Here is a 13,075-nt window from a genome sequence, read left to right on the forward strand (position 1 = left end):
AAACTTCAAAACGTTGAATTCTAAACATTGAACTTTAAATAGCAATATGACATTTCAAGAACAGATACAGCAGGGGATTCCTGATCAGCTGCCACAGCCTAAACCATACGAAGCCAATATCAACCATGCACCGAAGCGTAAAGACATTTTAGGGGAAGAAGAGAAGAAGCTTGCTCTGAAAAATGCCCTGCGTTATTTCGAGCCCCGGTTTCATGCGGAATTGCTGCCTGAATTCAGGGAAGAGCTGGAAAAATATGGCAGGATTTATATGTACCGTTTCCGTCCGGATTATGAAATGAAGGCGAGGGCGATTGAAGAATATCCCGGAAAGTCTGAACAGGCAAAAGCCATTATGCTGATGATCCAGAATAATCTTGACTATGCCGTGGCGCAGCATCCCCATGAGCTTATTACTTATGGTGGCAACGGGGCTGTTTTTTCAAACTGGGCCCAGTATCTTCTTACGATGAAGTACCTGTCGGAAATGACGGATGAGCAGACTTTAACCATGTATTCAGGACATCCGATGGGGCTTTTCCCGTCGCATAAAGATGCGCCGAGGGTGGTGGTAACCAATGGGATGATGATTCCCAACTATTCAAAGCCGGATGACTGGGAGAAATTCAATGCTTTAGGCGTTACCCAATATGGGCAAATGACGGCGGGAAGCTATATGTATATTGGCCCGCAGGGAATTGTTCACGGAACAACGATCACCGTTCTGAATGCATTCAGAAAGATAAAAAAAGAACCGCAGGGAGGTCTTTTCGTAACTTCCGGATTGGGAGGAATGAGCGGAGCGCAGCCAAAAGCCGGAAATATTGCAGGCTGTATCACGGTATGTGCCGAAGTGAATCCTAAAATCACCAGGATCCGTCACGATCAGAAGTGGGTGAACGAAATTCACGAAAACCTTGATGAATTGGTAGAAAGGGTACAGAAAGCCCGGGAAAATAAAGAAACGGTTTCCCTGGCCTACCTTGGAAATATTGTTGAGGTTTGGGAGAAATTTGATCAGAAGAATTTAAAAATCGACATAGGATCGGACCAGACATCCCTTCACAATCCCTGGGCTGGCGGATATTATCCGGCCGGGCAGAGCTTTGAGGAATCAAACAGGATGATGGCTGAGGAACCCGAACTGTTCAAAGAAAAAGTTCAGGAAACATTAAGAAGACACGCAGCAGCCATCAATAAACATACACAGAAGGGGACCTATTTCTTTGATTATGGGAACGCCTTTTTACTGGAAGCTTCCAGGGCCGGAGCAGATGTAATGGCAGAAAATCCAAGCCTGGGAAGGGAATTCAAATATCCGAGCTATGTTCAGGATATCATGGGGCCTATGTGCTTCGATTATGGCTTCGGGCCGTTCCGTTGGGTGTGTACAAGCGGAAAACCGGAAGATTTACAGAAAACCGATGATATTGCGTGCGCTGTTTTGGAGGAGATGATGAAGAACTCTCCCGAAGAGATCCGGCAGCAGATGAAAGACAATATCACCTGGATCAAAGGGGCCCGGGAAAATAAGCTGGTAGTAGGTTCCCAGGCGAGAATCCTGTATGCAGATGCAGAGGGAAGAATGAAGATTGCAGAAGCATTCAACAATGTCATAAAAAACGGGGAGATCGGGCCTGTGGTTTTAGGCAGGGACCATCATGATGTTTCCGGTACGGATTCGCCTTACAGGGAGACTTCCAATATATACGACGGTTCCAGATTTACAGCAGATATGGCCATTCACAACGTGATTGGTGACAGCTTCCGTGGTGCTACATGGGTTTCCATCCATAACGGTGGCGGAGTAGGCTGGGGTGAAGTAATAAACGGTGGTTTCGGAATGCTCCTTGACGGAAGTGCCGATGCCGACAGAAGATTAAAATCTATGCTCTTCTGGGACGTGAACAACGGAATTTCCAGAAGAAGCTGGGCCAGAAATGAAGGCGCCGTTTTCGCTATCAAGAGGGCTATGGAAGCAGAACCCAATCTGAAAGTAACACTTCCGAATTTCGTGGATGAGAGTTTGTTTTAACCAACCTTGTCAAAGATTTTAAACTTTGACAAAGTTTTTATTATTTTCTGATATTTCTTTTGATTTCTTTAAAGTGCTTGTTTAAAAGGCTTTTGGCATTTTAGCATAGGTAAACCAGCGAATCTGAAAGCATTCAAATTAAGAGTTTGTTGCACTGCTTGTTGTACTTTTGTATCAGGTTGCTTCCCTTTGTAAAGTCCTATATTTAAAGGGATTCTTTGCTTTGCGCTACTTTGCGAAGGTAAACAAAAACCAATACATATAAAACGTTATGGCATCAGTAAAACTAATCCTGAGAACAACACAGGAAGACCAAAGCGGACATTGTCCACTTTACATCAGAGTCATTAAGGACAGAAAAGCAAAATTTCTCACTACAGGTCAGAAACTAAAACCCTCAGAATGGGACCAGGCGAAGCAGAAAGTAAAGAAAAACCATCCAAACAGTGCAAGATTGAACGCTTACCTTTCCCAAATCATCGCAGATGCAGAAGGACAGGTTGCAGATGTATCAAGAAAAAATGAGTCTGTTTCTGCGAAGAATCTAAAAGAAGCGATTAAGGGCAAAGAATCTACTTTGTTTTTTGATTATGCTTTCAAAAGGTTGGAAAAAGTGAGAGGTTCTCTTTCTATTTTGACGTATCTCAAGTATCAATCACATTTGGAAAAATTCCAAAAATATGTTGGCGAAAAAGAGTTTTATTTTGAAGATTTGACCACCGTTTTGCTGAATGATTTTATTACGTATTGCTACTCAACGTTAAAGAATAAAAACAATACGGTTCAGACGAATGTGAGAAGCATCATGAAATTCTATAATGATGCCATCGCCGAAGACGTAGTATCCATCAATCTTTATCCTTTCAATAAGATAAAAACAAAAAAAGATTCCTCAAAAATCAAATTTCTACAAAAGGATGAGATAGAATCGCTGAAAAATGTAGAATTGGAAGAAGGAACAAGAAGCCATATAAACGGAATACAGGTCAATCTTTGAACTTGTGTGAAACAAGTATAATGTTGTCATATTGTCTGAAATACATACAGGTATATCTCATCCCTGTATAAAATAATACTAGGCCTTTTCTTAACCTGTGCGAAATGAATACAGCTTATATTTTCTCTAAATCTGCGTGTAAAATAAATACAGGACACCTGTATGAAATAACACAAGGTCTTTTTTAAACCTGTGTGGAATGAATACAGCTTATTTTCCCTAAATCTGCGTGTAAAATAAATACAGGATAACCTGTATGAAATAACACAAGGTCATTCTTTACACCTTTATGAAATGAATACGGGTGAAAATATTTCCTTCCAAACAGTTGCCTATTTTTTTATTTCTATAGCAAAAGTAATTGACAAACAATGAAAGGTACTGATTATCAATATTCTAAATCTTACTGAATTTTCTTTTCAGAGCCCTGAAAAAACCAGCACACTTTTATGGCAGGGAAATAGAAGATGGCGAGGCTTTTTTCATAATAATTTTAAATTATTTTTCCTATTTGTGATTCGTCATTTGTGATTTGGGACGCGGGAAATTATTTCCCGCGTTTTTTATAGGCTTATTTGGTTATAATTTAAAAGAAATATTGAATTTAAATTTTTCAACGATATGGCATTATGGAGTATTTATTTTAAATATTCATTTCTCTATTTTAAGATAGAGAATTTTTGTAAGATTGTCTATAAAACACAATGAGTATTTAAATGATAATTAAAATAAATTATTTGATAATTATTGATAAAAATAAATAAAATATGTATTGATTTTTAGAATTAATTAAATCGAAATTAATTCTTGCTATAATTAAATTTATCTTATTAAATTGTTATTTTTGAAACATTTTAAATAGTAAATGTGTTTAAAATTTATTAATAATATATTTGCTTGATTAAAAAATATGTATACATTTGACGAAGATATATTCCCTTGTTGGTGATTGTAAAAAGATATATAACAAAATGCAAAAGGGTATATTTCCATCATTGGTATTATTAGATATTTAACCATAAAATATATTTTTATTATGTCATTTAAAGCAAAATTCAAAGCCGCCGGTATCGAGCGCAACATTTTAGCTGTAGACTTCGGAATGTTACAGCAAACCGACCCAACTGGAAGACCATCTTCCATCGCAAGAGGCGGTAAAATACACTTAACAGTTGAAGGAACGGGAGCCACCGATCTTTTTGAATGGATGACCAATTCATTTGAGAGAAAGGATGGGACAGTTACATTTATCAAAAGAGATAGCGATGCTACCCTGAAGGAACTGAAGTTCAAAGAAGCTTACATTGTGAAATACACTGAGGATTTCGATTCTACAGGCGAAAATCCGTTGACGGAGACATTCGTCCTTTCTGCAAAAGAAATCGAAATGGGTAATGCTTCTCACAGAAACGAGTGGGTATAATCTACAACGCTTAAAAATCATTTGTTTTCATCGGTTTTATTTTGTTTAAACAATCCCAATTTGTTTAGTTAGGGATTAAAGTATTCATGTAAATGATTATTTTCAATCCTTAACAACGATGAATAAATTGATTTAAAAACAATCAATTACAATTAATTAACACAAAAAAAGAAAATTATGTCATTTAAAGCAAAATTCAAAGTCGCAGGTAAAGAATTCACTGCGCTTAATGTAAGCTACGGATTATTCCAAGAAACAGATGCAACGGGCAGACCATCTACCGTAACAAGAGGCGGTAAGATCGACGTTGTTATTGAAGGTACCAATTCTACAGAACTTTTTGAATGGATGACCAATTCTTTCGAAAGAAAAGACGGAAGCATTGTGTTCTACAAAAGAGACAGCGATGCTACATTGAAAGAATTGAAATTCACTGAAGGCTATTTGGTAAAACATAAAGAGAACTTTGATTCAACGGGAGAAAATCCATTGACTGAAACGTTTACTATCTCAGCTAGAAAAATTGAACTTGGAGGCGGTTTTTACGAAAATGAATGGCCTAGTTCTATGTAATTATTAAAAGTGTGGGCAGATATTTTTGCCCATACTTTCTACTTTAATAACACTTACAAAATACCAAATACATGTCTTTTTTATCCAAATTAGAATTAGACGGCAACGTTTACAATATTTTAGAGTGTAAATACAGCTTTACACAGGCAACCGACGGCACAGGAAAACCACAGGGAATGCCACAAGGCGGAGAAATTTTCATCCGTATCGAAAGCACAGGAAATCCCGAACTTCTGGGATGGATGCTCGATCATAATCAGACCAAAAACGGCAAAATCACTTTTTTCAGAAGAGATGCAATGAGCAAGCTTCAGGAATTGGATTTCGAAAAAGCATACTGCGTGAAGTTCACCGAGCATTTTAATTCTGTGAATGCAGAACCTTTGCAGATCGAGATGCACCTTATTGCTAAGAAATTTGATGTCAACGGAGCGATTCACGAAAAAACATGGAAGTAATCACTTTCCAAAGTTTTTAGATTAAAATAAAATCCTTTGAAGCTTATTTAAAAAACACAAATCCAAATAAATATAGAAAATTATGTCATATTTAGATGATGAAAACGGTTTCGGCAACGGGAATTTAGGAAGCAATATGCGGCTTAATCATCCCGATGATCTCAAAAAATACTTTTCCTCCAAATCGTTCAAAGATTTCCTGGCTGATAAAACCAGTCCTCTGGTCTATTGCACATTAAGTTTAGACGGGAAACCTTTTTTGGATAAATCGGGTTTTTCGATCAACCTTAATCAGAATACGAATGATCATGATAATTTTACCATTACCGTTCCGGATGATGCTTTAGACAGTTTTCAGGGCTATGTGATGGAGAATTCCAAGAATATTTTAGGAAAGAACATTACGATCAATCTTCATCGTTTCGGGGATGTGCGCCAAATGTTCAGCGGCATCGTTGCCAATGTAAAAAACAAGAAAGAAAACGGCTACGGAAAACTCTATATCAGCGGTTATTCACCAAGCATTCTGCTTGAAAACGGAAAGCTCCGAGCATTCTTCTTGAAAACGGAAAAGACTGCCAGAGTTTTGAGAATAAAACGTTGGAACAGATCATACAATCAGCCACTTCAGAATATCCCGAAAGCTGTAAAATTTTGGTGGAAAACCCGAATACGAAGTATGCTTTGCCTTATACCGTACAATATAAAGAATCGGATTATCAGTTTATCAAAAGGCTGGCTGCGAGATATGGAGAATATTTTTATTATAACGGTCAGCAATTGGTTTTTGGCAATAAAGTACAGCCCATAGTAAATCTTGAAGAAAACATTGACCTTATTGAAGTCGAAGTTGAAATGAATATTAAACCGCAGGATTTCAGTTATTCTGTTTTTGATGTTCAGGGAGGAAGCAAAACGGATAAAAACTCTGCTTCGGCGCAGATACAATATAAAGAAAATCCTTTTCAGGCGATTGCCATTACGGCTTCCAAAAATGTGTACAAAAAGAAGCCTGAAATGCTTTTTAACCACACCGGAATCTCCGACAGCACCGACCGTGAACTGAAAGAAGCGGTAAGAAAGGAAAGAGAAAACAGGGAGAATTTAGTTAGCGTAAAAGGCAAAAGCAAAGACCCCGAACTCAAAATCGGAGGAAGAGCAAAACTGATCGACATCAATGGCAAAGCGATGGAAACTTACCGTATCACGGAAATCAAACATTACCATGACGGCAATACTTATTACAATGAATTTGTGGGTATTCCGGATCTCTTCAATGCACCTTATCAGGATGAGGAGGCAGTTCCTTTTGGAGAAAAACAATCCGCAAGAGTTTTAGAGAATGATGATAAAGCAGGAATGGGAAGAGTGCGGGTACAGTTCCCCTGGCAGGAAAAGAAAGGAGAAAAATCTCCTTGGATCAGACTGATACAGCCACATTCGGGAAGTGGGAAAGGTTTTCATTTTATTCCTGAGATCGGGGAAGAGATATTGGTTGATTTTGAAAGCGGAAATGCGGAAAAGCCTTTTGTTGTGGGAACTCAGTATAATGGGAATGAAACCAGTTCGTATCACACGAGTGGTAATGATAAGAAAGTCATTCACACAAGATCGGGAACGAAGATTATTTTAAATGATGCGGAGGGAAGTGTCTTCATAGAAGACCCGAGCGGGAATACTTATTTGATGGATGGAAAAGGAAATATCAATGTGAATGCACCGAAGAATATGAGTTTTACGGCGGGTGATGATATAAATATTAGTGCCGGAAAAAATATGAACACTACCGTTGGAAATGATCATAAAATAAATATCACTAATAATCACCTGTTCACATCAAAAAATTATAAGCAAACAGTTAATGAAAATAAAACTGTAAATATAACAGGAGATTTAGACGAAACCACTTCTAAGACCACCCATAAAGCTAAAAACGGAGATATATTGATACAAAGTGCTGGAGTTGCAAAGTTTTTAGGGAAAATTGATGCTAAAGTTAACAAAGGCTAATGGACAAAACAATTAAAAATGTGAGATTTTACTTAGGAATTTTTATATTCTCCATCTTAGTTGGAATAATAGTTTTATGTGTTTGTTCTTCTATGTTTGCTGAAGATTTAGGTTATGGATTCTTTATTTTAATTTATGTTTCTATAGGTGTCATACCAATTTCTTGTATATTATTTATAATAAGTAGTCTTATATTTAAAAATAAAACACTCCCATTTTTACTCAAAGTATTTTTAGCTGTAACATTATTATTTTTAATTCCTATATTGATTCTCATTAGACTTTCAACTCAATAATTATGTGATGGAAAAAATTACGCTCTATCTACTTTGCCTATTTGCATTTAGCCAATTGGCAAGTTGCCAAAACAAAACAGAAAAAAAAATGAGTACAGAAATATACGATTGGAAAGAAACAATATCTTGTCCGCCTGGTTATCCAGTAGAAGTTTATAAAGGTGGATTACAAAATCTACAAGAAGGAACTTATACATCTTTAAATTTAGGACTTCATCGAGGTTTGGAAGGATGGGGAAGCACAGGAAGAAGTATGGATTCAGGTGTAAAACCTTTGCCTAATCATCTTAACGTAGTATATCTTTCCTATGCCGAAGACAAGTTTTTTCAGGTAGATTGTGATTTGGATTACGAAAAGATGGCTTCTCTTTTCCATAAAGGCTATGACGTTAAAGCGGCAAGTGGAAGTGGAAAAATAAGACACGAAAACTATGATACTGTTATCGTCGGTTTTGCACCGGGAGGTGTTTGTGTGATTTGGATAGAAGGAGGAGGAAGACAAACAGAAATAGGCCGTTATCAGGGTAAAGAAGTAATAATCCCACAAAAAGAAATAGATGGTCTTGATAGCCACAACCATCTGCTATTTGAACCAGTATACCGTAAGAAAATGATGAAGGACCCCAATATTGTTCCTTTAGCAATACAAGGAAAACCAATTCCCTATGGAATTTGGGATATTTACCGTAAAAGATACAGCTGGAAGCCTGTTTTTGAGTTGCAAGATAGCTCAATTTTAGATAATAAAACACAAGTAATGTTATTTTATATAAATGGCGAGATAGAAAATATTTTCACAGAAAAACTTCCATTGAAAGATTTTGAAAAAAAAACCATTCCTAAAAGAATTGTTTTTTCATTTAAAGATAAGAATGGTAAAGATTATGGTGCAATGGCAGATATAGATGAAGAATCAGCTTTTAATGCTTTTAAAGAAGTTTATGGGGAGAATTCTGAAAATGTAACGGCAGACTTAGACATTCGAGTGAATTTGATCAATACGTTCTTTACTGTAAAACTGAAAGGCAACGGCAAAGATATTTTTATTAAAACTGAAAATTTAGAAGTGTTTTAAAATTATGGGACAAACATTTGTATATAATACTGGAGATTCAAGACCTGCTGTTGATGAACTGCAAGTACAGTTCGGGATGTTCTTTGATGGCACACTCAATAATATGAAATATACCGAGTTGCGGGAAAAATACCTTACCAAAGGGAATGACATAAAGCCTGATGATGATGATGAAACTATTGCAAATAAAGAAAAAATACGCGATGAAGCTCTGAAAAAACAAGATAAGACCTATAATGCAATAGGTAGAACTAAAGTAAGTGCTGCTAATAAAGAGTATCTGAAATATTTGGAGGCTTCCCACCGTGATTTTTTGGATAAGCAGGGTACGGATAATAGCTTTTCTAATGATTATACCAATGTTGCAAGGAAATATAAATGTTGTAAAGAAAGTTATGCTATATATACGGAGGGAATTGGAACAGGGCTGGGTGTAAATGATGAGATGAAAGACCCGACAGACGATATTGTAAAAGATAATTCGCACGGGTTTGCATTTGGTGCAGGAAAAACAGGAGTTAGAGGCAAAGTACGCAAAGGATGTTTGGCTCTTGCAAATAAAATTGGAAAACTTAAATTAAAATTGCCTCCTAATACTAAGCTTACCGAAATCAAAATTGACGTTTTTGGGTTCAGCCGTGGTGCTACTGCTGCACGCAATTTTGTATATGAGGTAGCAGTAAAAGAACCCGAAGCCCCTTCTATAAAAAGAGAAGTAGTAGGCTATAGAAACAGTCGCTCTTTTGGGAACGATGGTGTTACGCCTATATATGAAAATAAAACAATCGACAGTGACCGGCAAGAGGTGGATAATTCTGTATTGGTAGCGGGTAAAATGCCAATACGGGGTTTATTAGGATATTATTTGAGAAAAAACGATATATTATCCCAAGAAGATTTAGATGGGATGTGGCTTATCATAAGATTTTTGGGCATATATGATACCGTTTCTTCTTATGAAGAAACTTATGATGATAGTCTCATTTTTGGTAAAAATTTGGCAAAAAGTGGTACAGGAACTAATCTTTTTAAAGATGATGTAGGGCAACTACATTTGGATTCCTTGAAGGTAAATAAGGCGGTACATTTTACAGCAAAGAATGAACACAGAAAAAACTTTGCTCTTACCCGTCTTAAGATAGGTATAGAGAAAAACTTCCCAGGCGTGCATTGTGATATTGGTGGGGCATATTTGAATGAGACAGAAGTAAAGACAGAAATAGAAACAAATAATCATTTGTCTTCTGATGGTCTTGAAAAATACAGACAGCATCTTATAGATGAATACTGGTATAAAGAAGACCAGTTGGAGATCTTATCAGATTATATGACATCAGGAATGGACAATGGATGGACTCCTCCTGTAACGCGTATGTTAACATCATATAAAAGATTGCAGGGAACTCGTTATCTTAAAAAAGAGTATAGTTATATTCCTCTTCAATTTATGGAAGATTTTTTTCGTACAGAATTGAAAGATAATGCTTCAGAGATTATGCCTATTTCTTGTGCAGAACAATATCAAATAGGTGATCATAATCCTGTATTGAAAGAAGCTTATAAGATTTTGAAAGGTTATGTGTTTGAAGGTAAACCTGAATGGGAATTTGTTCCGGACCATATTTTAAATCCCGTTGATAAAACTACGGAACCCCTATTACCTCCAATTGTTAAACAGGACAACACTTATGTGAAAAAGCCAGAAGTACCTATTCTCATAAAAAAAGAAGAACTTCCTAAGCCTAAAGTAGAGATTGATAGCGAGGGTAATAAAGTAATAGTGCTGGAAGAGGTTATAATAAAGCCTGCCACAGAACAAAGCACATTGCGAAGATTAAGAAACGAATATCTACATTGGTCTGCTAGCAGAAAATGGGCAGGTATGGAACCTAATAATGGTGGTAGTCCCTCAAGTAGTGGTAAACGTGATCATTATTAAAAAATGACAAATTTAAACACGTACAGATTTGAAAGCATTGTTTCGGAAGAAATTATGCCGAACTATTTCACGGAAAAGAAATATACTCGTACTGTAGAAATATTCTTCTTTATAAAATACAAAGAACTCTATCACTATCAGATTCTCTGTACCAAGTTTGATTTTTCCGATCAGGATACAGCAGTAGGCTTTTTCTTAAAAAAAATAAGTTACCTGTTTGATGAACTTGATGTATATGCTGACGAAGAAAATAATATTGTTAAAATAAATAATATTTCGAGTTTACGATTGAGATGGCAGGAACTAAAGACGAAACTATGGGAAACGAATAAGGGAGATGAAGTCGAAAATTATTTCCGCAACATATCTTCAGTTCTTGATAACGAGAAAAACTTAATTTCATTTTTACAAAGTTATAATATGTTCGGTTTATACTTTAATGGGCAATCAGGCCAATATGCAGATGATGGAAAAAAAATAAGAGTGATTACTGAAGGAAAAATAGAATATCTACATAAACAAGATCTTTCTCCAGAAGAAACTGAAATTAAAATGAAAGTTTCCAAAGATAAAAATGAAAACTATATTGAAGGAACTGCGATTTATGAAAAAGGAATTTTGAGAGAAAATTTTGTACAAAGTAAAGAAAACAAATGTGAAATAAAATATTCGTTATTATGGGTTGGTTGATTGGTAATAATAAAAGAGCTTTCGCAGAAAAACTGATGAAAGACATTCGGGCAAGGGAAGAAAGAGAAAATGTCGATGTTATTGGAGACGTAAGCCCAGAAATTCAGGAAAAAAGAGCATCGCAGAACCTGCAGGAGAAGAACAGTAAAAAAATGCAGGAGGTAAGAGAAGAACGGGAAAAGGAAGATGATAAGCAAGAAGGTCAGCTGCTGGCAATACACGGGGCAAAGGTGAAGTTCAATGCTCATATGGGAGAGTTCAAGGTTTTGAATGATGTTCCCACAACACAAGGTAAGCTTACGGGTACTATCGTAGAAAAGCAGATCCCGAATTTTACTTTTTACGACGGGTTTCAGATGCTTTCCCTTACCAAATGGCAAGACTTCGGGACAGTAAATGTCCAGGATAATTTTGCATTGTTAAAGAAATCTACTTTGCCAGGTACAGGCAAAATGCAAGGTAATGTGCCACCAGAAAGTGGCAAAATAGAATTTGTAGATTCAGGACAGGTAAATGTACCAGAAAGTATAAATACCACCGGAGCGCCTGTCCCAAAAACAGAAAAGAAAATCAAAATAAAGTCAAAGCAAAGTACTTATACTGTAGTATTAGACAAAGCAGGTGCTCTCTTTGCCGGCTTTCCTATATTAGAATTTGAAATAGAAGATGGAATACCTAATAATTTTATAGATATTCAAGTTGTAAAAGTGGAACAAGGATTATTAACTAATTCCGTTGGAATAAGAAATAGTTGGGATAAAACCAAACTCCCTAAGGTTAGAGTTCCTATAAAAACTTTCAGTAGTTATACAAATGGAGATACTACATTGAAATTGGATGCATCTGGTAAAGCGACTTATAAGATACCTTTAGATTGGTGGAGAGACTTGGCGAGACAGCCTCTAAGTCAATTTACAACAATGAAAATTTACTTCAAAGTATTATCATTCCAGAATCCTACGGCTGTTAAAGAAAAAAGTTTAGTGGTAAGTGTGGATGTTTCTAATAATTTAACGAGCTTTATTACGTCCAAGAATATTTATTCAACAAATGCAAGGGGGCAGCAAATAAAAGATTTTTCTGTAGATTTTACTGTTAAAGAGGCAAATACTACAGAAATGTATTGTTTTGTACAATGGAAAAAGGGAGGAAGACAAAATTGGGATGCTGGTAAAAATATGACAAGACCTACAACTACAGGTTATGATGGAAATCAACATACGAGTAATTATCCAAGTTGGACACTAGATTCTGGAGATTTAGATCCGCGATATGGAGATCCAACGGAAAGTTCTACATTTGGAAGTACGAAAGGGACTTTAATTGATAAACCAAGTTCTGGGACACCTAATCATGTTATTACACATACATATACAAAGATAGAATTTGACACGCGAATTCATTTGAATTTTGATGTTCCTAATACATTGACAGGGACTGATGGGATTACAGGAATTATTGCTTTACCAGAACCGTTGATTTTGGCTAATGTTTTGTGGGAATCAAGAATTCTTCAAATATGGAATGCAACAACAGGTGTTCCAACGATTACTCATCCAGCTACATATCCAGGACCATAAAG

The 13,075-nt window shown here is 36.2% G+C and carries 11 protein-coding genes; all 11 read left to right on the forward strand.

Annotated elements, in window-relative coordinates:
- The first annotated feature begins 46 nt into the window (after nucleotides 1-46).
- The 11 genes from IX38_RS18650 (at nucleotide 47) to IX38_RS22105 (ending at nucleotide 13,073) form a co-directional block, all read left to right on the forward strand.
- Nucleotides 47-2,032, forward strand: coding sequence for a urocanate hydratase (locus IX38_RS18650; protein ID WP_034707458.1), 1,986 nt, complete (start codon nucleotides 47-49; stop codon nucleotides 2,030-2,032).
- Between the two features lie 271 nt (nucleotides 2,033-2,303).
- Nucleotides 2,304-3,029, forward strand: coding sequence for a phage integrase SAM-like domain and Arm DNA-binding domain-containing protein (locus IX38_RS18655; RefSeq protein WP_051884884.1), 726 nt, complete (start codon nucleotides 2,304-2,306; stop codon nucleotides 3,027-3,029).
- Nucleotides 3,030-4,065: 1,036 nt separating this feature from the next.
- Nucleotides 4,066-4,452 (forward strand): type VI secretion system tube protein TssD, encoded by a 387-nt coding sequence (tssD, locus tag IX38_RS18660; protein ID WP_034707459.1) that lies wholly within the window; start codon nucleotides 4,066-4,068, stop codon nucleotides 4,450-4,452.
- Nucleotides 4,453-4,629: 177 nt separating this feature from the next.
- Nucleotides 4,630-5,025, forward strand: a complete 396-nt coding sequence (gene tssD / locus IX38_RS18665; RefSeq protein ID WP_034707460.1) for a type VI secretion system tube protein TssD — start codon at nucleotides 4,630-4,632, stop codon at nucleotides 5,023-5,025.
- A 71-nt stretch (nucleotides 5,026-5,096) separates the two neighbouring features.
- Nucleotides 5,097-5,483, forward strand: coding sequence for a type VI secretion system tube protein TssD (tssD, locus tag IX38_RS18670; RefSeq protein ID WP_034707461.1), 387 nt, complete (start codon nucleotides 5,097-5,099; stop codon nucleotides 5,481-5,483).
- A 600-nt stretch (nucleotides 5,484-6,083) separates the two neighbouring features.
- Nucleotides 6,084-7,493, forward strand: a complete 1,410-nt coding sequence (locus IX38_RS22455; RefSeq protein WP_262483461.1) for a type VI secretion system Vgr family protein — start codon at nucleotides 6,084-6,086, stop codon at nucleotides 7,491-7,493.
- Nucleotides 7,493-7,789, forward strand: a complete 297-nt coding sequence (locus IX38_RS22780) for a hypothetical protein (protein WP_131368713.1) — start codon at nucleotides 7,493-7,495, stop codon at nucleotides 7,787-7,789. The genes IX38_RS22455 and IX38_RS22780 overlap by 1 nt, the downstream gene beginning before the upstream one ends.
- A gap of 7 nt (nucleotides 7,790-7,796) precedes the next feature.
- Nucleotides 7,797-8,864, forward strand: coding sequence for a DUF2931 family protein (locus IX38_RS18680; RefSeq protein ID WP_084680333.1), 1,068 nt, complete (start codon nucleotides 7,797-7,799; stop codon nucleotides 8,862-8,864).
- 4 nt (nucleotides 8,865-8,868) lie between these two features.
- Nucleotides 8,869-10,803 (forward strand): phospholipase effector Tle1 domain-containing protein, encoded by a 1,935-nt coding sequence (locus IX38_RS18685; protein ID WP_034707463.1) that lies wholly within the window; start codon nucleotides 8,869-8,871, stop codon nucleotides 10,801-10,803.
- 3 nt (nucleotides 10,804-10,806) lie between these two features.
- Complete coding sequence (locus tag IX38_RS18690; protein WP_034707464.1) at nucleotides 10,807-11,493, forward strand: hypothetical protein; 687 nt, start codon at nucleotides 10,807-10,809, stop codon at nucleotides 11,491-11,493.
- Entirely contained in the window at nucleotides 11,481-13,073 is a 1,593-nt protein-coding gene (locus tag IX38_RS22105; protein ID WP_051884891.1) for a hypothetical protein, read from the forward strand. Before IX38_RS18690 ends, IX38_RS22105 begins: the two co-directional genes overlap by 13 nt.
- Nucleotides 13,074-13,075: the final 2 nt, after the last annotated feature.

Source organism: Chryseobacterium luteum, from assembly GCF_000737785.1.
Taxonomy (GTDB): Bacteria; Bacteroidota; Bacteroidia; order Flavobacteriales; family Weeksellaceae; genus Chryseobacterium; species Chryseobacterium luteum.